Origin of the sequence: Mycobacterium angelicum (assembly GCF_002086155.1) — a bacterium.
GTDB lineage: Bacteria > Actinomycetota > Actinomycetes > Mycobacteriales > Mycobacteriaceae > Mycobacterium > Mycobacterium angelicum.
The window spans coordinates 69,169-92,796 of the sequence record NZ_MVHE01000001.1 but is presented as its reverse complement, the minus strand read 5'-3'; the positions used below and the strand labels follow the sequence as shown (position 1 = coordinate 92,796).

General features: G+C 66.6%; 16 protein-coding genes. 10 read left to right on the top strand and 6 right to left on the bottom strand.

Annotation, left to right across the window (positions count from 1 at the left end):
• Positions 1-27 precede the first annotated feature (27 nt).
• Both BST12_RS00430 and BST12_RS00425 read right to left on the bottom strand, forming a co-directional pair.
• Positions 28-999: an NADPH:quinone oxidoreductase family protein gene (locus BST12_RS00430; RefSeq protein WP_083111020.1), complete on the bottom strand. Its 972-nt coding sequence runs from the start codon at positions 997-999 to the stop codon at positions 28-30.
• 21 nt (positions 1,000-1,020) lie between these two features.
• The gene (locus BST12_RS00425; protein ID WP_083111019.1) at positions 1,021-2,019 is read right to left on the bottom strand and encodes an acrylyl-CoA reductase family protein; all 999 of its coding nucleotides are present in this window, start codon (positions 2,017-2,019) and stop codon (positions 1,021-1,023) included.
• A gap of 24 nt (positions 2,020-2,043) precedes the next feature.
• On the opposite strand from BST12_RS00425, the gene BST12_RS00420 reads away from it, so the two are divergent.
• Positions 2,044-2,901: an oxidoreductase gene (locus BST12_RS00420; RefSeq protein WP_083111018.1), complete on the top strand. Its 858-nt coding sequence runs from the start codon at positions 2,044-2,046 to the stop codon at positions 2,899-2,901.
• A 95-nt stretch (positions 2,902-2,996) separates the two neighbouring features.
• Here BST12_RS00420 and BST12_RS31830 read toward each other — a convergent pair whose 3' ends face one another.
• The 4 genes from BST12_RS31830 to BST12_RS00405 are packed head-to-tail and all read right to left on the bottom strand — an operon-like array spanning position 2,997 to position 6,608.
• Positions 2,997-3,134 carry a hypothetical protein gene (locus BST12_RS31830; RefSeq protein ID WP_170062029.1) on the bottom strand — a complete coding sequence of 46 codons (138 nt, stop codon included), beginning with the start codon at positions 3,132-3,134 and terminating at the stop codon, positions 2,997-2,999.
• Positions 3,134-4,129 (bottom strand): VOC family protein, encoded by a 996-nt coding sequence (locus BST12_RS00415; protein ID WP_083111017.1) that lies wholly within the window; start codon positions 4,127-4,129, stop codon positions 3,134-3,136. The genes BST12_RS31830 and BST12_RS00415 overlap by 1 nt, the downstream gene beginning before the upstream one ends.
• On the bottom strand, positions 4,126-4,998 hold the full coding sequence (locus BST12_RS00410) for an alpha/beta fold hydrolase (protein WP_083111016.1): 873 nt from the start codon (positions 4,996-4,998) through the stop codon (positions 4,126-4,128). The genes BST12_RS00415 and BST12_RS00410 overlap by 4 nt, the downstream gene beginning before the upstream one ends.
• Entirely contained in the window at positions 4,995-6,608 is a 1,614-nt protein-coding gene (locus BST12_RS00405) for a bifunctional 3-(3-hydroxy-phenyl)propionate/3-hydroxycinnamic acid hydroxylase (RefSeq protein WP_083111015.1), read from the bottom strand. The genes BST12_RS00410 and BST12_RS00405 overlap by 4 nt, the downstream gene beginning before the upstream one ends.
• A gap of 55 nt (positions 6,609-6,663) precedes the next feature.
• Here BST12_RS00405 and BST12_RS00400 point away from each other — a divergent pair, with 55 nt between their 5' ends.
• The 9 genes from BST12_RS00400 (at position 6,664) to BST12_RS00360 (ending at position 23,603) form a co-directional block, all read left to right on the top strand.
• The gene (locus BST12_RS00400; RefSeq protein WP_083111014.1) at positions 6,664-7,296 is read left to right on the top strand and encodes a TetR/AcrR family transcriptional regulator; all 633 of its coding nucleotides are present in this window, start codon (positions 6,664-6,666) and stop codon (positions 7,294-7,296) included.
• Positions 7,293-8,249 (top strand): acetaldehyde dehydrogenase (acetylating), encoded by a 957-nt coding sequence (locus BST12_RS00395; RefSeq protein ID WP_211281179.1) that lies wholly within the window; start codon positions 7,293-7,295, stop codon positions 8,247-8,249. Before BST12_RS00400 ends, BST12_RS00395 begins: the two co-directional genes overlap by 4 nt.
• Positions 8,246-9,277, top strand: a complete 1,032-nt coding sequence (gene dmpG, locus BST12_RS00390; protein WP_264061882.1) for a 4-hydroxy-2-oxovalerate aldolase — start codon at positions 8,246-8,248, stop codon at positions 9,275-9,277. The genes BST12_RS00395 and dmpG overlap by 4 nt, the downstream gene beginning before the upstream one ends.
• Before the next feature lie 19 nt (positions 9,278-9,296).
• A complete protein-coding gene (gene budA, locus BST12_RS00385) occupies positions 9,297-10,076 on the top strand; it encodes an acetolactate decarboxylase (protein WP_083111013.1) in 780 nt (259 codons plus the stop codon).
• Positions 10,077-10,079: 3 nt separating this feature from the next.
• Positions 10,080-11,741 carry an acetolactate synthase AlsS gene (alsS, locus tag BST12_RS00380; protein WP_083111012.1) on the top strand — a complete coding sequence of 554 codons (1,662 nt, stop codon included), beginning with the start codon at positions 10,080-10,082 and terminating at the stop codon, positions 11,739-11,741.
• Positions 11,742-11,935: 194 nt separating this feature from the next.
• Positions 11,936-12,439, top strand: coding sequence for a nitroreductase/quinone reductase family protein (locus tag BST12_RS00375; RefSeq protein ID WP_083111011.1), 504 nt, complete (start codon positions 11,936-11,938; stop codon positions 12,437-12,439).
• Between the two features lie 482 nt (positions 12,440-12,921).
• Positions 12,922-19,293: a type I polyketide synthase gene (locus BST12_RS00370; protein WP_083111010.1), complete on the top strand. Its 6,372-nt coding sequence runs from the start codon at positions 12,922-12,924 to the stop codon at positions 19,291-19,293.
• Positions 19,290-20,675, top strand: a complete 1,386-nt coding sequence (locus BST12_RS00365; RefSeq protein ID WP_083111009.1) for an aminotransferase class I/II-fold pyridoxal phosphate-dependent enzyme — start codon at positions 19,290-19,292, stop codon at positions 20,673-20,675. Before BST12_RS00370 ends, BST12_RS00365 begins: the two co-directional genes overlap by 4 nt.
• Positions 20,676-20,696: 21 nt before the next feature.
• Entirely contained in the window at positions 20,697-23,603 is a 2,907-nt protein-coding gene (locus BST12_RS00360; RefSeq protein WP_083111210.1) for an MMPL/RND family transporter, read from the top strand.
• Positions 23,604-23,628: the final 25 nt, after the last annotated feature.

The following is a 23,628-nucleotide window of genomic DNA, read 5'->3' as shown; positions in this document are numbered from 1 at the left end:
GCACAAGAGCCGCCGCGACGCAGCGTCTCAGTCGCGGACGCGCAGCACGACCTTGCCCTTGGCGCTGCGATTCTCCAGCGACGCGATTGCCGCGGCGGCCTGATCCAGCGGGTAGACCACCGGCTCGGGAGGGGACAGCTTGCCCTCGCTGAGCAGCTTTTCCAGCGCGGCCCACTGCTCGTTCAAGGCGCCGGGGTGGGTCCCGGCCCACGCACCCCAGCCAACGCCGACTACGTCAATGTTGTTGAGCAGCAACCTGTTTACCTTCACGGTGGGAATCTCGCCGCCGGTGAAGCCGATGACCAGCAAGCGTCCGCCGGGAGCCAGCGAACGCAGTGAATCGGTGAACCGATCGCCACCGACGGGGTCTACTACCAGGTCGACGCCGCGCCCGCTGGTCAGCTCCTTCGCCGCGTCCTTGAATCCCTCGGCCAGCACCACGTCGGTGGCTCCGGCGGCGGTCGCGATGTCGGCCTTCTCCTCGCTGCTGACCACTGCGATCACCCGCGACGCCCCGAGTACCGAGGCCAGCCGCAGTGCCGAGGTGCCGATGCCGCCGGCCGCGCCGTGCACCAGCACCGTCTCGCCGGCCTTGAGCCGGCCACGGACCGTCAGCGCGAAGTACACCGTCAGATCGTTGAAGAGCACGCCGGCGCCGGCTTCGAAGCTGACGTTGTCCGGCAGTTTGAACACCCGATCGGGGGAGAGCACCGCAACCTCGGCCATGCCGCCGGTGAGCATCGTCAGCCCGACCACCCGGTCGCCGGCACGCACGTGACAGTCCTCGGGGGCCGATCGCACCACCCCGGCGATCTCTGCGCCGGGCACGAACGGCGGTTCCGGCCGGTATTGGTAGCGGCCCCGGGTGAGCAGCGCGTCCGGAAAGGCCACCCCGGCGGCGTGTACCTCGACGACGATGCCGTCGCCGGCGGGTTCGTCGACTTCTGTCACCTCAACTGAATCCGGACCATCGAGCCGGGTCACCCGTGCCGCGCGCATGCCGAACAGCGTACTTCCGGTTCAGAAGCCTTCGGCGACCCGCACCACAGCCCGTCCGGAGAAGCGGCCCTCGCGCACCCGGTCGACTACGCCGACAACGTCTTTGACGTCGACTTCGGTGGTGATCGCGTCCAAATGAAGCGGCCGCAGGGAATCCCCGAGACGTGTCCATAGTTCTCGGCGCTCACCGATGGGCAGCTGCACCGAGTCGATACCCAGCAGTCCGACACCGCGCAGGATGAACGGCAGCACCGTGGTATGCAGACCGGCGCCACCGGTGAGCCCGCTGGCGGCCACGGCGCCGCGGTAGTCGACGGCGCTGAGCACGTCGGCCAGCGTCGCGCCGCCCACGCAATCCACTCCCGCAGCCCAGCGCACCTTGGCCAGTGGGCGCGGCTTCGCGTCGGGATCGGCGGGCAGGCGACCGATCACTTCCGCGGCGCCAAGGGATTTCAGCCGATCGGCCGCGTCAGCTTTGCCGGTGGAGGCGACCACCTGATACCCGGCGGCGGCCAGCAGGTCGACGCTGACCGACCCGACACCTCCGCTCGCGCCGGTGACGACCACCGGCCCGGCGTCGGGTTTGATGCCCCAGTCCGTGAGAGCCTGCACGCTCATGGCGGCGGTGAAGCCGGCGGTGCCGATCGCCGCGCCGTCGCGCGGACTCAGCGCGCCCAGCGCCACCACTTGGTCGGCGGGCAGCCGGGCGTATTGGGCGTAGCCGCCGTGGTGGCCGGTGCCGATCTGGTAACCGTGCGCGACGACGGCGTCGCCGACCGAGAAGTCGGCCGATTGTGACTCGACGACCTCGCCGGTCAGGTCGATGCCGGGCACCACGGGGTAGTTGCGCACCACACCGCCGCCGGGGGTCAGCGCCAGCGCGTCTTTGAAGTTGACGCTGGAATAGAGCACCCGGATCGTCACGTCACCGGGCGGCAGGTCGGCTTCCGTGAGTGTCTCGACCGATGCCGCTACCCGGTCCCCATCCTGGCGCGCAACCAGCGCGTGAAACGTGTCCATGAATTCGACGCTAGCCTTGAGTAGATGGATTGCTTTCCCCTTGGTAGCTTTTCGGTCGCCCGCCTCGGCTTCGGCGCGATGCAACTGCCCGGTCCCGGCGTGCTGGGTCCCCCGAAGGATCGCGACGCGGCGCTGGCGGTGCTGCGCCGGGCCGTCGAGCTGGGGGTGAACCACATCGACACGGCGCAGTTCTACGGTCCCGCTGTCGCCAACGAGCTGATCCGGGAGGCGCTGTATCCCTACCCGCAGAACCTGGCGCTGGTGAGCAAGGTCGGCGGGCGCCGCGATGAGGCCGGTGCCTGGCTGCCGCTCACCGAGCCCGCCGACCTGCGCCGCGATCTGGAAGCAAACCTGCGCACCCTCGGCGTCGACCAGCTGGCGGCGGTCAATCTGCGACTGATGGACAGCGAAGCGCCCGACCAGCTCTTCGACGACCAGCTTTCGGTTCTGATCGCCGCGCGTGACGAAGGGCTGATCGGCGGGATCGGGCTTAGCGAGGTCACTCGCGAGCATCTGCTGCACGCGTTGCAACGTACCGAAATCGCCTGTGTGCAGAACGTTTTCAACCTGGTGCATCGGGCGTCGAACCCGGTGCTCGAGGAATGCCAGGCGCACGGCATTGCCTTTGTGCCCTTCTTTCCCTTGGGATCGTCGTTCGCGCAACCGAATCCGGTGTTAGGCAACGAGCTGATTGCGCAGGCGGCCAGGCGATTCGGCCGTACCCCCGCGCAGATCGCCCTGGCGTGGACGCTGAGCGTGGCGCCCAACGTATTGCTGATCCCGGGTACTTCGTCAGTCGAGCACCTGGAGGATAACCTCGCGGTCGCCGACATCGAGCTCGACGAGGAGACCCGCGTGCGGCTGAACGCGGTCGCTTCCTGAGCGTGCCGAGCGTGCACTCAGCGCGAAAAATTGGCCGGAATTTCGCGGTCGTTACACGTTCGGCGCGAGCTGGATCGGCGAGCCTCAGCACCGGGCTAGGCCGCCGGCACGCTCCGTTCGAAGGTGAGCACGTTGACCGGAATGCCACGTCGGCGAGCTTTTCCAGCTTGCGGGTGTAGGCGGTGGCCGAAGCCGGGCGGAATCATCTGGTCGTGGGTGTCGATTCGGGACATCACGACCTGCTTGCCGGGCCGGTTAGGACGAGTGCGTTGTCTTCGCGGCGTAGCAATGACTGGCCGGCGGTCTTGAACTGGGCCAGCTTGTCGACGATCCGCTGGCCTTCCGGGGTATGACCCCAGATGCTGATTCCCTGGTAAGTCGTTGGTTCCCAGGTCGTTTCATCGACGACTATCGGATTCCAGCCCACTTCCCATTCGAAGCCCGACGGCGTGACGGCGTAGTAGGACAGCTCCCGGTCGTTGGTGTGCTGGCCCACGCTCAGCGCCAGGTGAAACCCGAGTTCCTTGATGCGTTGATAGGAAGACGTCAGGTCGTCGAGGTCGGCGACCTGGACATTGAGGTGTTGGACTCGGGTGCGAATGGGGTTGATGGGCAACCGGTTAACCGCCGCGATGGCCACCGAGTGGTGGCGCTGGTTGACCCGCAGGAAACGAATCTTGAATTTGAGGCCGCTGATGGTCTCGTCGATGTAGTCGGACAGCCGCGCATCGAACACGGTGCCGTAGTAATCGCGAACCTGTTGCGGTTGTTTAGAAGTGACGGCCACATGCCCGATGCCGCCGTCACCGGTGACGAAACCGCCGCGCACCGCCATGTCCAGCGGTGTGGCGCTGCGGCGGGCGTAGGTGAAGATCTCCTGCGTGAGGCCATTGGGCCCGGGGAAGCGAACCATCCGTTCCACCCCCCGCAGCGCGGCATCCTCTGGGGAGCCTTCGGTGACGGGTACGCCATGCCGTCGCAACCGGCGCAGAATTTCGTCGAAGGTGTCGTGATCGTCGAGTTGCCAGCCCAGGGCGGTGACATCCTCGGCGGGCCCGCGCTGCAGCAGAAAGCGGGATTCGTTGCCGTCGATCCGAAATCGCAGGACGTCGGAAATCGTGTCGTCGGCGTGCATCCCGATGGCGTCGCAGCCGAAGCGGAGCCAGTCGCTGAAACGGTTGGTCTCGATCACGATGTAGCCGAGGTGTACGGCGCCGAACACGCTCATGATGTCAACCACAAGCCCGCCGAGAGGAATTCGGTGACCAGCCGGTTGAACAGCTCGGCGCGCTCCCACTGCATCCAGTGGCCGGTTTGGGCGGTCATGACCAGCTGTGCGTTGGGCAGCAGGCCGGCCAGCACCGGCCCGCCGGACGGGCGGTTGACCTTGTCGTCGCGACCCCACAGCACCAGGGTCGGTGTCTGCAGATCCTTCAGCCGCTTGTCGCGGGTGAAGTCCATCCGCCACAGGGTGCGCAGCGCGGTGATGCCCGACGGGCGCTGCAGCGGCGGGTTAGCCACCACCTCGGGATCGATCGAGGCCGCGTATCGCAGCTCGATCAACTCGTCGGGAACCGAATGACCGTCATACACAAGGTAATTGCGGATGAAGGACTCCAATTTTCCTCGGCTGGGCCCTTCGCCCCGGTAATACGACAGCAGGCTCTTCAACCCGGCCGTCGGTGCACCCCGGGTGGTGCCGATGCCGCCCGGGCCCATCAGCACGAGCCTTCCCACCCGCCGTGGTGTGTCGAGCGCTAACCGCAGCGCCGCGGCGCCGCCGTAGGAGTTGCCAACCAAATGTGTGGTGCCAATGTGGAGTTCGTCGAGTAGGCCGCGGATCATGTCGGCGAGGTAGCCGAACGGGTCTGCCTGGTCGACCCCTTTGCCCGAGCGGCCGTAGCCGGGCAGGTCGGGAACGATCACCCGAAACCGTTCGGCGAGCGCGTCGATATTGCGCGAGTAGTTGGATACTCCGGACGCCCCCGGACCGCCGCCGTGCAGTAGCACCACTGCTGGGCCACTACCGGTTTCGGCGACGAACATCGGTTTGCCGGCCACCATGACGGTGCGTTCGGAAAGCGTGGTGGTGCTCATGCGATGGCTCCTGCTGTGGTCGTTGCGGTTAGGGCGGTCGGGGTGAAGCCGGCCGGCGGCGGCGGCAGAATCCGCTCGGCTTCGGCTGCGGCGTATATGAATCCGTCCGGACGCACCACCGCCGCCGCCACACGCTTTCCGCGCAACCAGCGCAGCAGCGTGCCGTCCTTATCGCAGATCGCACGCGGCCCAGGACCATCCTGCGGTCCGGCCACCCGAATCGCCGGCACACCCAAATCGGTCCAGGCGCGATAACCCCCAGGGACATCTGCGGTGTAGAGCAGCGTCCACTGCCCACCGAGCGTGGCGTCCAGGGGAACCGTGGCGCCGTGGTTGTCGACGACCCGGGGTTGGGGGAGCTGCCAGCCCGCCGCGCGGTGGCCGGACACCAGGAAGCCGTCGCGGTAGCGCGCCTGGGGTACCCACATCATCGTCTGCAGCTGGTCCATTAGAGCGGGCAGCCGCCCGAGGGTACGCATGACGCGATTGCGCAGGGCGGCAATGGCTTTGCGGCGCTCGGTGATGAGCCGGCCGACGAACACCGCGCGCCGGGTCACCTCGGTGACATGGGGTTGGCGCTCGGCCTGATACGAGTCCAGCAATGAATCCGGTGCCTGGCCATGCAGCACAGCGGCAAGCTTCCAGCACAGGTTGGCCGCATCGCGCACGCCGGCCGACATGCCCTGACCGATCCACGGCGGCATGGCGTGCGCGGCGTCGCCGGCCAGAAATACCCGTCCGACGCGCCAGCGATCGGCGACCCGAACATGATGGCAGTACACCACCGCGCGCAAGATCTCCACCTCATTCGACGTGATGCCCTGGGCGTTGAGAACCTGCCAAACCTGCTCGTCGGAAACCAATTTCGCGACGTCCTCTCCGGCTCGGGCCGGATACTCCCAGCGGTGATGGCCCAGGGGAGTCGGGCAATCGACGGTGGGACGGGCCGGATTGCAATGGAACCGCAACCGGTCGTGCGCGTCCCACTGCCGAATCACCCTGGTATCGATGACGACCCAGCGTTCGGCATAGGTCCTTCCCGCATAGCCGACGCCCAGCTGTCCACGTGTCGGCGAGGAGCCGCCGTCGGCGGCAATGACGTAAGCGGCGCGCAGTCGCTTGACGGTATCGGTGCGCAGGTCGGCCAGCATCAGCTCGACCGCGTCATCTTGGGTCAGCACGCGTAGACACTCGTGCTCCAGTAGCACCTCGACATTGGGGAAGCGGGCAATGCCGTCGCGCAGCACCTGATCCACGGCAGGTTGATACAGGAATTGCTGCGGCGGGTGCCCCATCCCGTGGGACTTGATCTTCAGGTTGATGAAGGGTTGCCCCTCGGCATCGACGAACGCGATCGGCCGGTCCGGCAACATGTCCTGTTGCAGCCGTTCGGCCAGTCCGATCGACTGCCAGATGCGCATCACCTCTTCATCGGTGGAGATCGCGCGGGCTCGACCGTAGATATCCGGATCACGTTCGATCACAACGACTTTCAATCCCAGTCGGCCCAACAGGTTGGCGGCGGTGGCGCCGGTCGGACCATAGCCGATCACGGCTACGTCGTATGTCTGAGCCATCGTTGCCTCCTGCGCTTGTTCTGTAGTGATCATTACGGTAATGTAGCGATCGCTACAGAGTCAACACCCAATCATCCGAGGAGGTTCGATGGCCAAAGAAACGCCGAAACGTCGTCGCAGCCGCGCCGACGGCGAGTTGTCCCGCGGCCGAATCCTGGACGCGGCCTCCGAAATCGCGGCCGAGCGCGGCTACGAGGGCACCAGCATCGCACTGGTGAGCGCCAAGTGCGGCCTGCCCGCCAGCTCCATTTACTGGCACTTCAAGGACAAGGACGACCTGATCGCGGCCGTCATCGAGCGCAGCTTCGGTGCCTGGGAAGCGGCGTGGGAAGTCCCGCGCAATGACGATACCGAGGAGCAGTTCCTGGGATTCGCAACCCAGATCGCCAAGGCGTTGTTGGATGCGCCGGACTTCATCCGGCTGGGGCTGATGCTGGCTTTGGAGCGCCGGCCGACCGAGCCCCGCGCCCGCACGATGTTCCTGCAGGTGCGCGCCCAGGCGTTCGAACAACTCAAGCAGAACTTCCACGAATTCGTGCCGGGCTTGACCGACGCGGAGGTTCGGCAATTGGCGATCTACGCCATGGCCGGCGCCGACGGCCTGTTCATCGCCAAGGAGATCGGCGGCGACGCAGTCGATCTCATCGCGCTGTTCGAGTTGCACGGCAGGGCGATCCATGACCTGGCCCGCCGCTTCGTCGACGAGAGGACCAGCCGGTGAGCTGGCCGGTCGCGATCATCGGCTCGGGCCACATCGGCACCGACCTGATGATCAAGATCCTGCGCAGCCGCGGTCCGTTGACGATGGCCGCCATGGCGGGCATCGATCCCGGCTCCGAGGGCATTGCCCGCGCCGCAAGTCTGGGCGTTGCGACCACCGCCCGCGGTATCGACGGGCTGCTGGACATGTCGAACTTCGGCGACATCAAGCTGGTTTTCGACGCAAGCTCGGCCGATGCGGCCGTGCACAACTGGTCCAGGCTGGCCGGCACCGGGGTGCGGATGCTGGATCTCACGCCCGCTTCGATCGGGCCGTTCTGTGTGCCGGTGGTCAACCTCGACCAACACATCGAGGCGCCGAACCTCAACATGGTCACTTGCGGCGGGCAGGCCACCGTGCCCATCGTCGCCGCGGTGGCCCAGAGTGAGATCGTGTCCTACGCCGAGATCGTATCGTCCATATCGTCGAAGTCCGCCGGTCCGGGCACGCGCGCCAACATCGACGAATTCATCGAAACCACCGCTACGGCAGTGCAAGTCGTCGGGGGCGCGCAGCGCGGCAAGGCGGTGATGATCCTCAACCCCGCTGACCCGCCCACGATGATGCGGAGCACCGTCTACTGTCTGGTCGACGGCTTGGAACACGGGCCGTCCGACCACCAGCGGATCGAGACGGACGTGCTGGCCATGGTCGACAGGGTCAGCACCTACGTGCCCGGTTACCGGCTCAAGCAACGGATTCAATTCGAAACCTTCAGCGCCGACGATCCGCTGTACCTCCCGCAGACGGGAAAGTTCACCGGCACCCGGGTGACCGTTCTGCTTGAGGTCGCCGGTGCCGGCGATCATCTGCCCGCGTATGCGGGCAACCTCGACATCATGACCTCGGCGGCCAAGGTCACCGCCGAACGCATCGCCCGCCATGACACCGAAACCGCCGGAGCCGCACCGTGACCCTCTACATCAGTGACGTGACGCTGCGCGACGGCATGCACGCCGTGCGGCATCAGTACAGCACCGGCCAGGTCACCGAGATCGCCAGGGCACTGGATGTCGCCGGTGTGGATTCCATCGAGGTCGCCCACGGCGACGGTCTGGGCGGATCCAGCTGCGTCTACGGTTTCGGCGCGCACACCGACCTCGAATGGATCGAAGCGGTGGCCGGCGTCGTCACGCGCGCCAAAGTCGCCACGCTGTTACTTCCCGGCATCGGCACCGTGCGCAACCTGGAGGAGGCGTACCGCGCGGGCGCGAAGGTCGTGCGGGTCGGCACACACTGCAGCGAAGCCGACGTCGCCGCCCCCTATCTCGGCGCCGCCCGCGGGCTCGGCATGGACGCCGTCGGCTTCCTGATGATGAGCCACCTGGCCACCCCGGCCGCCCTCGCCGCACAGGCCAGGCTGATGGAAGGCTACGGCGCCGGCTGCACATATGTGGTCGATTCCGGCGGGGCGATGACCATGCGCGAGGTCGCCGACCGCGTCGATGCGCTGCGTCAAACACTCTCGCCCACAACCGAAATCGGCATCCACGCCCATCACAATCTGTCGCTGGGTGTGGCCAACTCGATCGTCGCGGTCGAGCACGGCGCCCGGCGGGTCGACGCTTCGCTGGGTGGGATGGGCGCCGGTGCCGGCAACGCACCCCTGGAGGTGTTCATCGCCGCGGCCCAGCGGCTGGGCTGGAACCACGGCTGTGATTTGCATGCGTTGCAGGATGCCGCAGACGACATCGTCCGTCCCTTACAGGAGCGGCCGGTGCGCGTCGATCGCGAAACGCTCACCCTCGGCTACGCCGGGGTCTACTCGAGCTTTCTGCGCCACGCCGAAAGAGCCGCCGAACGCTACGGCATCGACGCGCGGAGCCTGCTCGAAGAGGCCGGACGGCGCGGCATGGTCGGCGGTCAGGAAGACATGCTCGTCGATATCGCGCTCGACTTGGTGAGCCCAACGGGCGCCCACGGTGCAGGATGGTACGGGTAAGCACCGAAGGAGGCCCGAGTTGCCCGCGTTCGAGCCCCACGAACTCGCCGGTTTTCGCCGGTGGGCGCACGCGATCCTGACCCATCGCCGCGGACGTGAGATCTACCAGACGTCGACCATGGGCGCGCTGCTCAGTGGCGTGTACGAGGGCGACGTCACGATCCGGGAGCTGTTGCGCCACGGCGATTTCGGCCTGGGCACCTTCAACTGCCTCGACGGCGAAATGCTGGTTCTCGACGGAGTCTGCTACCAGCTGCGCAGCGACGGGAGCGCGACGATCGCCGACCCCGAGGAACGCACACCGTTCGCCGCGGTCACCTGGTTTCGGCCCGACCGCCGGATCGAAATCTCGGCACCGTGTGATCGCGCGGCGCTCAAGGCCCTCATCGACCAGACGTTGGAGAGCACCAATCTCATGGTGGCCGTGCGGGTTACGGGTCAGTTCAGCAGCATCCACACCCGCACCGTCGCCGAGCAGCATCCGCCGTACCGGCCGTTCACCGAGGCCACCCAGGACCAGCAGGAGGTGACGTTCACCGACGTGAGCGGAACGCTGGCCGGGTTCCGGATGCCCGATTACGAACAAGGCATCGCGGTGGCGGGCTACCACTCGCACTTCATCGACACCGACCGGCGTCACGGCGGACACACCCTCGACTACCGGCTGGTCAGTGGAACCGTCGAGATCGGCATTCGTTCCGAATTGCACCTGAGCCTGCAGCGCACGGCGCAGTTTCTCGGCGCCGAACTTGACCATGACGATCTGGACGGCCAGATCCGGCAGACCGAGGGTGGCTAGACGATGAGTGTGCGCTCGGCTCAGCGAGTGGTGGAGACGCTGCGCGCCTACGGGATTCGGCACGTGTTCGGCGTTCCCGGGGCCAAGATCGACGCCGTTTTCGACGCGCTGCTCGATAGCGACATCGAGCTGGTGGTGTGCCGCCATGAACAGAACGCGGCGTTCATGGCGGCCGCGGTCGGGCGGCTGACCGGGATTCCGGGAGCCGCGCTGGTGACGTCGGGACCGGGCACCACCAATTTGGCCACTGGCCTGGTGACGGCAACCACCGAGCAGGACCCGATGATCGCGATCTGCGGCGCGGTGGCCCGCGCCGACCGGCTCAAGCGCACCCACCAGTCCATGGATGCCTGCGCAGCGCTGCGGCCATTCACCAAGTACACCGGTGAAGTCAACGATCCCGACAACGTCCCCGAAGCCGTCGCCAACGCGATCCGCACCGCGACGACGGTGCCGCGCGGTGCCGCGGCGGTGGTACTGCCCGCCGACGTATCCGCCGCGACGACGGCGACGGCAATAGTGCGCCCGGCTCCGGTACCACCACTGGGTGCCGCGCCGCTGGAGTCGATTACCCAGGCGGCCAACCTGATTCGCGCCGCGAAACATCCGGTGCTGTTCGTCGGGGTGCGCGCCGGTGAGCCGGCGCCGTGTGCGCAATTGCGCGAGCTGCTCGCGGCGACCGACCTGCCGGTGGTGGAGACGTTCCAGGCCGCCGGGCTGGTGTCACGCGAGCTCGAGGACCACTTCCTGGGGCGCGTCGGCCTGTTTCGCAACCAACCCGGTGACGTGTTGATCCAGCATGCCGATGTCCTGGTGACCGTGGGCTTCGACCCCGTCGAATACGACCCCCGGCTATGGAACAGCGATCCGGGCCGGACGCTGATCCATATCGACGAGGTGCCCGCCGACGTCGACAACCACTACCAGCCGGCGTGTGAGCTGCGCGGCGACATCGCGGCCACCCTTGCCGAGCTGACCCGCCTCGTATCGGGGCTGCGGTTGTCGGGGGAGGCCGGCGCCGCGGTCGCCGAGCAGCGTGCGGCGCTGCGCCGCATCGATGACGACGCGCGGGCGCACCCGGACCGGGAGCACGCGTTAGCGCCGGCGGCACTCGTGCTCAAGATTCGTGACGCGGTGCGCGACGACGCCACCATCGCCTGCGATGTGGGCTCGCACTACATCTATATGGCGCGCCATTTCCGCGTCTACGAACCGCGGCGGCTGCTGTTCTCCGACGGACAACAGACCCTTGGTGTGGCGTTGCCCTGGGCGATGGCCGCCGCGATGGTGCGCCCCGGAACTCAAGTGGTCTCGATCTCCGGCGACGGCGGATTCCTCTTCAGCGCACAGGAATTGGAGACGGCCACCCGCCTGGGACTCAACTTCACCCACGTCATCCTGCGCGACAACGCCTACGACATGGTGGCTTTTCAGCAGCTGCTCAAGTATGGGCGCACCTCGGGCGTTGCGCTTGGCGACTACGACATCGTGCACTATGCGGCGGCGTTCGGCGCCAAGGGAGTTCGGGTCGGCAGCATGGACGAATTCGGGGACGCGCTGCAACGGTCGCTTACCGAACCCGGCGTCACCGTGATCGACGTGCCGGTCGACTACACCCGCAACACCGAACTTTTCGCGCACCTGCACGACGGAGTGGTGGACTGAACCGGTTGCTTGCGCTTGAGCGCATCGCCGCCTAGGATATGAACAGTTGATTCATTCGTATGGCAATAGTTGCTAGCGAGCATGATTCTGCTTCCGCTCGCGTAAGCGAGTTTTCTGCCGGGTTGCGAAGCGGCACCGCCCTATTGAGTTGGGCGAGCCCGGCGATAGCCGAAACTGAAATGAGATGAGTTCATATGCTGTATGTCCTGTACGTCCGGTCGATGCGCCGACTCGGCCATCAGCTTTGGTTCGCGAAATACGTCAAGCACATCGCCTCGAAGTTGGACCGCGCATTGATTCGCCTCAGCCGGGGGCGGCTGTCGTTGATGGGTCCCGCGCTGACGACGATGCTGCTGACCACAACCGGGAGGAAGACCGGCAAGCGGCGCACGGTTCCGGTGTTCTACGTGCCCGATGGCCAGAACCTGGTCGCGGCCTGCGAGAACCTCGGTTTGGAAACGGCGAGCAGTTGGCCCAAGAACCTGTTCGCCAACCCCGCAGCGGATATCGATATCGCGGGTAGCGCCAAGCGCTACCTGGCCCGGCTTGCCACGGGCGACGAGATCGAACGCAACATGCCGAAACTTGTCGAGATGTGGCCCGCGCACGACACCTACCTGAAGCGTGGCGGCGCCCGCTACGTCTTCGTCTTCGAGCCGGTCGATGCAGTGATCGCCGACACTGCGGTGGCTGGATAGCGACGCGTACCACTGCGGCCGGGTGCGGCCGTATTGGTTGTTTTGTCGCGTCTTTTTTCTGCACTGGTCGGACGGCGCGCGTGTGTCGCGCGCCGCACGCGGCGCCGGTCGCCTCGCGTATTCCATTGACCGGCAAGGCATTACATGTGGCGGCGGCGACGATTGGCGCTTTCGGCCGGGCAATTGCGAGGCTGCACATTCAGGTGAATATGCACATTTTTCGCCCAGGTCATAAATAGGCTCTTGCGCTCTGGCTGCGCGCCGCATATCATAATCAACCGAACGATTACATAGGCAACTGTTATTACGTGCAATGATTGCACGCGGTAATACAGTTTGTGATCAGCAACGTGCCATCTGCGCGCCGGTTTGTCCGGCGCCGCGATCGCGCTTCCTCAGCAGCGAAATGTCGGCGATGGCGTGCTGCGCCAAAGTCATACCAAAAGCCTTGTTGCGTACCAATTTATCTAGGAGCAGGTGCAGTGAGTCGTGTTGCAATCGTGGGGATCGGGTGCCGGTACGCCGGCGGAATCGATTCTGCGCAGTCGTTTTGGGACTTCGTAGTTAACAAAGGCGACGGTGTGGTGGACATACCGGCCGAACGGTGGGATTACCGCCGTCACTACGACCCGGACAAGCGTGCGGCCGAGCGGATGTACACCAAGCGCGCCGCGTTCCTCGAATGCGACCCCTGGCAGTTCGATCCGGACTTCTTCGGCATATCACCGCGCGAAGGAACCACCCTGGACCCCCAGCAGCGGATGATCATGGAAGTGGCCTGGGAGGCGCTCGACGATGCCGGCGTCGCCGGTCGAGTATCGGGTCAGTCCGTCGGCGTCTACGTCGGCGCGTTCACCACCGACCACGTCATCAACGCGGTGTCCGGCGCGGCGCTGGCCCACGTCAACATGCACTCCGCGGCGAGTGCCTCGTTCACCATGCTGTCGAACCGGCTCGCCTACGCCCTCAACCTCAAAGGGCCGGCGCTGACCGTCGACACCGCCTGCTCCTCGTCGCTGGTCGCATTCCACCTTGGGACACAAGGGATTATCAACGGCGACTGCGACATGGCTCTGGTCGGTGGCGTCAACATGATGCTGCAGCCGGAGACCTTCGTCACGATGTGCAAGGGCGGCTTCCTGGCCACCGACGGCCGCTGCAAGTCGTTCTCGGCCTCGGCCGACGGCTATGGCCGTGGCGAGGGAGCCGGCATGGTTCTGCTGCGCAGGCTGGAAGACGCCGTGCGTGACGGCGACCGCATCTACGCCGTGGTCGAGGCAACCGGTTCCAATCAGGACGGACGCACCACCGCGATCACCGTGCCCAGCCTGGATTCCCAAGAGGCACTGGCGCGGTCGGTGTGCGAGCGCTCCGGTATCGCTGCGCATCAGGTCACCTATGTGGAGGCGCACGGCACCGGAACACCGGTCGGCGACCCGGTGGAGCTGCGTGCGCTCGGCCGCGTGTACGGCGCCGTCGAGGGCCGCACCGAACTTCTGCCCGTGGGATCGGTGAAGTCGACGATCGGTCACACCGAAGCGGCCGCCGGCGTCGCCAGCGTCATCAAGGGGGCACTGGCGGTGTACCACCGGACGCTGCCGCCCCAAGGCTGGTTCGAGGACCCCAACCCCGATATTCCATTCGATGAATTGCGCGTCGCCATCCAGCTCGAAGCCCGGGAAGTGGGTGCCGAGGTCGACCGGATGGCGGTTGCCATCAACGGCTTCGGATACGGCGGTACCAACGCACACGCGATCCTGGCCGAGCCGCAGGCGGCCACCCAGACGGCGCTCCCGCAGGTGCCAAAGCAACTCGACGTCAACGTATTTCCCGTTTCGGCGCGCAGCGAGGGGGCGGTACGCGAGCTGGCCGGCGCGTATGCCGACCTACTGGAATCCAGCACGGATCCCGATCACCTGCTTGCCGCGGCGTGGACGCGACGGGCGCACCACCGCTATCGCGCCGGCATATCCTTCGCCGATCCGGTGGACCTCACCGAGCAGCTGCGCAAGCTCGCAGCGGGCTCGGCCGCGGTCGGCACGGTGGTGGGCCGCTGCGCCGGCTCGGTGTTCGTGTTCTCCGGCATGGGCCCCCAGTGGTGGGCCATGGGCCGCGATCTGCTGAACGCGGGCGGTGCGTTCGCATCCGAAGCCGCCCGCATCGACACCGTCTTCAAAGACATCGCCGGATGGTCGATCATCGAGGAGCTGTTGCGCTCCGAGGAAGAGTCGAAGATCGCCTCCACCGAGTTTGCCCAGCCGGCGAACTTCCTCATCCAGGTGGCGCTGACGCACGAACTCGCCACGTTCGGAATCACTCCGGACATCGTGGTCGGACACAGTGTGGGCGAGGTCTCCGCGGCCTATGTGTCCGGCATGCTGTCGTTGCGCGACGCTCTGGTGGTGTCGCACCACCGCGGCAGACTGCAGGCTACGACGGCCGGAACCGGCGGCATGCTCGCGATCGGCTTGCCGGTCGACGACGTCCGGCCGCTGCTGGCCGACTACCCCGAGATCGATGTCGCGGCCATCAACAGCCCGTCCTCGGTGACCGTGGCCGGCGATCCCGGCGAGCTGGAAGCCCTTTGCGAAACCCTCAGCGAGCGTGGCGTATTCGCCCGCATACTGCGCGTCGAGGTGCCCTATCACAGTCGCCGGATGGACCCCATCCTGGACGAGCTGCGGTCCGTGCTGGCCGACATCACGCCCGGACAACCACACCTTCCGCTGTACTCGACCGTCACCGGGGCCGCCGCGACCAATTGGGACGCCGACTATTGGTGCGACAACGTGCGCCAGCCCGTGCGATTCGCCGACGCGGTGAAGACACTCGTTCGGGCGGGGCATCGCATCTTCATCGAGGTCGGCCCGCACCCCGTCCTTTCGGCGAACATCCGCGAGACCCTGCTTGCGGACGGGGAGTCCGGCACCACCGTTTCGACGCTGGACCGCAAGCGGCCCGACGCCGAAAGCGTGCGACAGACGATCTCCGGGTTGTATGCCGCCGGAGCGCTCGACCTGTCCGGCACGTTCACCAAACCCGCTGGGCACCTGGCACTTCCGCGTTACCCGTGGCAGCGGCAACGCTTGCACCAAGAGCTGCCCGAACACACCCAGGCCAAGTACGGCTCCCGCGAGGGCTATTCGATGCTGGGTGACCCCGACCTCTATGACCGGTTGGCCTGGCAGCTGCGGGTCAGCGGGCAAACTCTGCCGTGGCTGGCCGATCACGTCGTCAACGGCGCGTGCCTCATCCCGGGTGCGGCATATCTGGATGCCGCGCTCAGTGCCGCGGCGATGCGTACCGGCAGCACCTCGGTGACCGCCGAAGATGTTCGCTTCGTCGCGCCGCTCATCGTCGATCCCGCCGACGGCACGGTGATGCGCACCGAGTTCGACGAGGCGAGCCGCCGCTTCACCATCCGCTCGCGCGCCGCGGCCAACACGGCGTGGACCGTGCACGCCACCGGCCGGCTGGTGGACGGAACGTACCTCGTCACAAAGCATCCCGTTCCCAATACCCGGGAGATGACCGAGATCCTGCCGGCGGCGCTGTATGCGGTGCTGGGCACCCGCGGCCTGACCACCGGCCCGAACTTCCAGCGCATCACCTCGCTACATGCGAGCGCCACCGAGGCGGTCGCCACTGTGGACGCCCGGCCGGACTCGGACGTGACGCGACACTTCGCTCATCCCTGTGTCATCGACGCGGCGCTGCAAGTCGTCGCCCCGCTCATCGACCAGGCGGTCGGTCGCACGCACGGCACCGTCGTCCCCATCGCGGTGCAGGCGATCCGTGCCTTCGGCCCGCTCTCCGATGACGTCACGGTGATCGCCCGGCGCCACGAGAGTGACCCGATGTGCGCCGATATCGTCGTGCTGGACTCCGACGAAAGCGCATGCCTGCAGCTCGTCGGTGTTCGATTCGGCTCCATCACCCCGGGGCGCGGCCCGCTCGACCACATGGACCCGCTGTTCTACGAGGAGGTGTGGGATCTTCGTGAGCAACTGAGTCCGGACATGCTCACGCCCGCCGATCAGACCGCCACCCTGGTGGTCGCGATCGGCGACCGGCCGCACCGGCTGGCCCGTGAGCTGGCCGACGCTCTGCCGCACGGCATCTACTACGACTGCACCAACGTGGTCGATTCCGAAGCCGACCCGTTCGACGCACTCCCGCAACGACTTTCGGAGATCTCGGCAAATCTGCCGCGGTTGCACGTCTGCGTTGTCGCCGGCGAGATCGGCGATGACAGGGACGACGTCGGCGCCTTGTGGTCGCTGCAACGGGTCGCCACGGCGACCGAAAGGTTCCTCGACGAGCAGGACGGCGCGGAAACCGAGAAGAAGTCGGTGTTCGGCGACGGCTCGACCGGCGACGACACGTTCTACGTCAGCCTGGTGACCGAACGAGCATTCGCTCACCACAGCGATGTGTCGCTACCCAACCCCAGCCACGCCGGGCTGGCCGGGGCGCGCCGCGTCCTGGTCGGCGAGCAGCCACGGCTGCGCTGGCGTCTGGTTGACGTCGAGCCGAATACGCAGCTGACCGACCTGATGACCGAATTGTCAGTGCCGGGAGCGTTTTCCAACGACAATGCCGACGAAGTGCTGCTGCGCAGCGGTTTGCGGTTCACGCCGGTCATCACCCGCACCCTGCCGCAACGGCTGGAGGCGATGGCCAAGACCGAGCCGCTCGCCGACCCGGAGGCCAACTTCACCGTCGAGGTGCCCAAGTCGCGGATCATCTCCGAACTCGGGTGGCGGCGCTGCGCGCGCCCGACGCCGGGACGCAGCCAGGTGGAGCTGCAGATGCAGGTCGTCGGCTTGAATTACAAGGACGCCATCAAGGTGCTCGGCCTGCTCGGTGAAAGAGAGCTGGCACCAACGCATTTCGGCACCGAACTGGGCATGGAAGGCGTCGGCGTGGTGACTCGCGTCGGCTCGGACGTCACCGAGCTGGAAGTCGGCGACGTCGTCATCACCGCGGCCAAGGGCATGCTGACCCGTTACCACCTGGCCGAAGCGGGCCTGTGCGGCAAGCTCTTGCCTTCGGGCCCCACCGGTTCCGTCGATTTCGGTCCCGAACACTGCACCAGCATCACCGCGTTCCTGACGGCCGAGCGATCCTTGCTGACGCTGGCCCGGTTGGAGCCGGGTGAGACGGTCCTGATCCACGGCGCTGCCGGCGGCGTCGGTACGGCCGCGATTCAGGTAGCAAAGGCCCGCGGCGCAGAGGTTATCGGCACCGCCCGCACCGACGAGCGGCGCGCGTACGCGCTAGCCGCCGGCGCGGACCACGTGATCGATTCGCGCTCGCTCAACTTCGTCGACGACGTTCGCGAAATCACCAACGGCCGCGGTGCCGACGTGATCATCAGCAGTGCCCCGGGCGAGATTCTGCGCCACAACTTCGAGGCCGTCGCCGAATTCGGGCGGATCATCGAAGTCGGCAAAGCCGATATCTATCAGGGCGGCACATTGGATTTGGCGGCGTTCGACAAGAACGTCGGCTACTTCTCCATCGACATGGATCGCATGCTGGCCCACAACTCGCTGGGCTTCGTCGACCTGATCACGAGCATCTGCGAGAAGTTCGGCAACGGGACCTACCAGCCGCTGCCGGTGCAGGTATTCGGCACCGCAGAGCTGGCCCAGGCCTGCGAGGAGGTGTTCCGCTCCGAGCGGACCGGCCGCGTGGCGGTCCGACTCACCGACGACGTCCCACCGGTGAAGCCCAGCTGGCAGGAGGTCGTCACGCACTCCGACGCCTCCTACCTGATCACCGGCGGCTACGGCGGCTTCGGGCTGGCGACCGGACGTTGGTTGGTCCGGCGCGGGGCCCGGCACCTTATTCTCGTCGGCCGCAGCGGTGCCACCACCGAGATCGCACGCAAACAGCTCGAACAGTGGCGCACCGCCGGGATCGAGATCACCGAGGAACTGCTCGACGTGACCGACCAGACCGCGGTGACCGCTCTGGTGCGGCGCAGTCACACCGCAGAGCGTCCGCTGCGCGGTATCTTCCACACCGCGGGCGCCGTTGCCGACCAGCGGGTGGCAGATCTCGAGCTCGACAGCCTGCGGCGCGTCTATGACGCCAAGGTCGAAGGCGCCCGGGCGCTTTGGGTCGCCGTCAGCGAGGTTGGGGTCACGCTCGACCAGTTCGCCTTCTACTCCTCGGGCGGATCGATGCTGGGCACCATGGGGCAGTACAGCTACACCTCGGCCAACGTCGCGTTGCAGTCGCTCACCGAAGAGATCGTCCGCCGCGGGCAGACCGCGATTTGCATCGGCTGGGGTCACATGTCCGGTCTGGCCGGCGGGATGGCTTCCGACGAAACCGCCGCACGGTATCTCAACGCCGCGGGCTTCGACCCGATCGACATGGACGACGGCCCCATCTATCTGGAAGCGGCGATGCGCTTGGGCATCACGCAGGCGGCGATCATCCCGATCAACTGGTCCAAGGTGAACGCGACGGTCGGTCACCTGCGCCAGCTGCTGCGCACCACGGCGCTGGTTTCGGCTGCCGCCGAGGCGAATTCGTCCGGAGAGCGCCTGCGTAGCGCCCTGATCGCGCTGGACGAAGGCAAGCGCGGCGAGGTCGTCGCCTACATGCTGGCCGAGCAACTGGCAGGCGTGATGGGTGTTTCGGCCGAGTCGATCGAAATCGACGTGCCGGTAACCGAACTCGGACTCGACTCGCTCATGGCCGTCGAATTCGGGGCCAGGGCCAGCCAGGCACTCGGCGTGCACCTGGCCACGCTACAGATGGGACGTACCTTCGACCTTCGGCAGGCGGGCTCCCATATCGCAGAGGTAATCACTACAGGAACAGGAGCCGCAGCATGACCGCAAGCGTGGCCTCGGCGCGCGACATCGCGCGCAGCTTACTCAACAACACCGAAGGCGGTGAAAACAGCACTCCGGCAGCCGATCCCGTGTCGCCCGTCCCAGCGCCGGCTGCGGCGCAGCCGCGGCCGGGCGGCACCGGCCGGCAAAGCCGGGGATTCGCCGACCAACCGGATGTGGTGGCGGCCCGGGAACGCGCCCAGAGCGCACTGGCCATGGAGAAACTGACCAAGATGCCCAACCCGCTGTTCATCCCGCGGCAGGGGTTCAACACCTCGGTCATCGACGGGCCCTACGGGGCGACTACCAACTTCTCCAACTACAACTACCTCGGACTGGCCCATCACCCGAAAGTGATTGGGGCAGTGCAGGAAGCGGTGGGCAAGTACGGCGCCTCGGCGTCGGCGAGCCGGATCACCTCCGGCGAGATCGAGATCTACCCCAACCTGGAACGCAAGCTGGCCGAGATCTATGACGTCGAATCGGCCGTCATCGCCACCAGCGGATACCTGACGAACTCCGGGGTCATCGGGTTCCTCATGAGCGAACGCGATGCCGTCGTCTGTGACGCGCTCATCCACAACAGCGTGATCACCGGGGCGCGGTGGGCGGGTGCGCGCAGCATGACGTTCCGCCACAACGATGCCGAATCCCTGCGTGGTGTGCTGCGCATGTCGCGGGAGCGCTTCGACCGGGTGCTCGTCGTCATCGAAGGCCACTACAGCATGGACGGCGATGTCGGGCAGCTGCCCGCACTCGCCGCGGTGGCACGCGAATTCGACTGCGCCGTGATGGTCGACGAGGCGCACTCGATCGGGGTGTTCGGCGCCCATGGGCACGGCGTGCGTGAGCACTTCGGCCTGCCCGGTGACGCGGTGGACATCTGGATGGGTTGCCTGTCCAAGGCGCTGGGCAGCTGTGGCGGGTTCATCGCCGGCAGTGCCGAGCTGATTCAGGCCCTGCACACCTCTCCGGTGACGACGCTGACCGTCGGTCCGCCACCGAGTGCCGCCGCGGCCGCACTGGCCGCACTCGAGGTGCTCGAAAGCGAGCCCGACCGGGTCGCCCGGCTGTGGAGTAACGCCAAGCTGTTCAGTTCGGCGCTGCGCGAGCGCAACCTCGACCTCGGCTTCTCCGAGGGCACCCCGATCTGTCCGGTACTGGTCCCCGGCGAGATCCAGGTTCTCTACGCCTCGTCGCTGCTGTTGCAACGCGGCGTCTACGTCGGCCCGGTGGCATCGCCGGGAGTCGGTCCGGGCCAGGAGCGGCTGCGGTTCTTCGTGACCGCCGAGCACACCGAAGAGCAATTGATCACCACCGCCGATCTGGTAGCCGAAGTCGTTGGCCTGGCCACCGAAGTCGGCGCCGCGATCGCGATGTGAGACGGGACGAATGCCGACGTGGTGACCACCTTTGCACGCTTCATCCACCGCCATGCGCTATGGGTCGTCGGCGCTTGGCTGGTGGTCGCCGGCGCCGCGAATATCTTTGTCCCTCAACTGGAACGGGTGGTGGCCACCCATGAGGGAGTGCTGTTGCCGGCCGACGCCGCGAGTTCGGTTGCGGTGCAACGCTCGGCGGCGGCGTTCTCCGAGCCGGCGACCGACAACATCGAATATGTCGTGCTGGAACGCCATGGGCCGCTGACCGAGGCGGACCGGGCGTTCTACCGGCAGGTGATCACCGCGCTACGTGGCGATACCCGACACGTCAATGACGTCATCGACTGGTGGGGAACCCCGGCGACAGCGGATGCGGCGCTGAGCAAGGACCGCAACGTGGCGCTGGCCGTCGTGCGTCCGTCGGGCATGGTGGGCACGTCGGCGGCCAGGGCGTCGATAACCGCTATGCGCGGGATCGTTTCACGGCTGCACCCGCCGGAGGGGCTGCAGGTATACATCACCGGCCCCGGGGCCACCATCATGGACGAGTTCGGCGCGATCGATGCCCAGACGCTACTCATCACCCTGGCAACGACGGCAGCGCTACTGCTGTTGTTGGTCATCGTCTATCGATCGCTCATCACCGCAATGGTTCCGTTGGTGTCGGTGGGCCTGGCGCTCGCGGTGGCCCGGCCGATCCTTGCCGTGCTCGGTGGTGCCAACCTGATCGAGGTTTCGCCGCTGTCCATCGCGTTGAGCGCGGGTGTGATTCTGGGTGCGGGCACCGACTTCGCCATCTTCTTGATCGGGCGCTACCACGAACGGCGCAGCGTCGGCACAGGCCCCGCCACAGCCCCCGTCACGGCGTTACCCGACGCCTACCGCGGTGTGACGCCGGTGATCATCGGGTCGGCGCTGACGGTGGCCACCGCCTTCGGATGTCTGGCTTTCGCGCGCATCAGCATCTTTCGCGCCAACGGAACCGCCTGTGCCGTGGGCGTTCTCGCCGCCATGCTGGCCGCTCTGACGCTGACGCCGGCCCTGATCGCACTCGCGGAACGCAGGAATCTGCTCAAGCCCCAACGTTCGTCGATAGCGCGGCGCTGGCGGCGGATCGGTGTCATCGTGGCCCGCTGGCCGGGACCGATCCTGGTGACCAGCGGTGCGGTGATTCTCGCGATGGCGATTCCGCTGTGCGGGATGAGCATCGGTTGGGACGAAGCCGCCGCCACTCCGGCCGACGCCGAATCCAACCGCGGCTACCAGGCGACCGACCGTCACTTCGGCCCCAACCAGCTGCTGCCCGACGTCGTCACTATCGAAACCGATCACGACGTCCGCAACCCGGCCGGCCTGATCGCAATCGAGCGAATCACCAAGGCGATCATGGCGATACCCGGCGTGCGGATGGTGCAGTCGGCCAGCCGTCCGGACGGCGCGGTGCCCCAGGAAGCCACGCTGACCGCGCAAGCCGGCAAGATCGGCGATCAGCTCGACGCTGCGCTCAGCCAGATCACCTCGCGCCAGACAACGTTCACCGAACTCAACGCCTCACTCGACGAAATGGCCACTGCGCTCGACGGATTGCGCAACGGTCTGCAACTCGGCGCCGCCGGACTGGGGGAGGTGAACTCGGCCGCCGGACAGATGCATGACGCGATGGGCAAATTCAAGGGGACCATTGACGACGTCTCCCAAAATCTCGATCCACTGCGGAGTTTCACCGCGCAGATACCGAATTGCGCAGTAACTCCGTTGTGCAGCGACATTGCGGGGTTGGTGCAGTGGGCCGACGACGTGGTGGCAAGCTCGGCGCAATTGACCGATAGCGCAGGGCAACTCGCGCACGGCTCCGCCACCACCGAGGCCGGCCTGGCCCAGCTGCCGCAGGTGCTCAATGGGGTCGCCGGCTCCCTGCAGCGGGCGCGCGCGGCCATGTCGGGCTTTCAACGACTGATCGACGGCATCAGCTCACCGATCCGAGAACTATCCGGCTACCTGCACGACTTGGCCGGCGCGTTCGACGGCAGCCCCGGCACCGGCTACTACGTGTCCCGCAAAGCCATGAGCGACCCGCGGATGCGCGAGGTATTGCAGAATTTCGTGTCGCCCAACGGTCGGGCCACCGTGCTGGTGGTCTACGGGGACGGGCACGAGTGGGGCACCGATGGTGTCCAGCGAGCCCACGCGATCAAGGCCGCCATCCGGGAGGCGACCAAGGAGGGCACGTTCAAAGCGACCGCCGTCCAGTTGGCGGGCGTCGGACCGACGACCCGCGATCTGCAGGCGCTGGATCGCCAGGACATGCTGCTGCTGGTGGCCGCGGTTCTGGTGGTGGTGTTCGCGATCGTGGCACTGCTGCTCAGAAGTCCGGTCGCCGGGCTGGTGGTGGTCGGTACCGTCGTCATCTCCTATGCGGCGGCGCTGGGCGCCAGCGTCTTGATCTGGCAGTACCTGCTCGGACATGAATTGCATTGGGCGGTACCACCGATCACGTTCGGTGCGCTCGTCGCCGTCGGCTCCGACTACAACCTGCTGTTGGCGTTGCGCATCCGCGAAGAGCGTTCGGCCGGGCCGCGCCGCAGCATCATCCGCGCCTTCGCGGCTACCGGTGGAGTGGTCACCACCGCCGGACTCGTCTTCGGCATAACGATGTTCGCGTTGGCCACCAGCAGCGTGCTGAACGTGGCGCAAATCGGAACCACCATCGGCGTGGGGCTGGTGCTGGACACTTTGGTCGTGCGCAGCTTCATCCTGCCGGCGTTGGTGGGCCTGCTCGGTCGCTGGTTCTGGTGGCCACACGTGCGGGTCACACCGAAAGCCAAAGCCCAACCGGTTCTCGACGCGGGCACCGGGCAAGCAGCCATCGGCGCAACGGATCCGGTGCCTTGCGACGCGGCGCGTGATTTGGTGGGGGCCGGACGCTGATGATGAATAGGACAGTGGCGCAGCA

Coding starts and splice junctions, on each gene's coding strand:
- BST12_RS00430 (WP_083111020.1), bottom strand. CDS start 999: ATGCGCGCGGCACGGGTGACCCGGCTCGATGGTCCGGATTCAGTTGAG.
- BST12_RS00425 (WP_083111019.1), bottom strand. CDS start 2,019: ATGGACACGTTTCACGCGCTGGTTGCGCGCCAGGATGGGGACCGGGTA.
- BST12_RS00420 (WP_083111018.1), top strand. CDS start 2,044: ATGGATTGCTTTCCCCTTGGTAGCTTTTCGGTCGCCCGCCTCGGCTTC.
- BST12_RS31830 (WP_170062029.1), bottom strand. CDS start 3,134: ATGTCCCGAATCGACACCCACGACCAGATGATTCCGCCCGGCTTCGGC.
- BST12_RS00415 (WP_083111017.1), bottom strand. CDS start 4,129: ATGAGCGTGTTCGGCGCCGTACACCTCGGCTACATCGTGATCGAGACC.
- BST12_RS00410 (WP_083111016.1), bottom strand. CDS start 4,998: ATGAGCACCACCACGCTTTCCGAACGCACCGTCATGGTGGCCGGCAAA.
- BST12_RS00405 (WP_083111015.1), bottom strand. CDS start 6,608: ATGATCACTACAGAACAAGCGCAGGAGGCAACGATGGCTCAGACATAC.
- BST12_RS00400 (WP_083111014.1), top strand. CDS start 6,664: ATGGCCAAAGAAACGCCGAAACGTCGTCGCAGCCGCGCCGACGGCGAG.
- alsS (WP_083111012.1), top strand. CDS start 10,080: ATGAGTGTGCGCTCGGCTCAGCGAGTGGTGGAGACGCTGCGCGCCTAC.
- BST12_RS00375 (WP_083111011.1), top strand. CDS start 11,936: ATGCTGTATGTCCTGTACGTCCGGTCGATGCGCCGACTCGGCCATCAG.
- BST12_RS00365 (WP_083111009.1), top strand. CDS start 19,290: ATGACCGCAAGCGTGGCCTCGGCGCGCGACATCGCGCGCAGCTTACTC.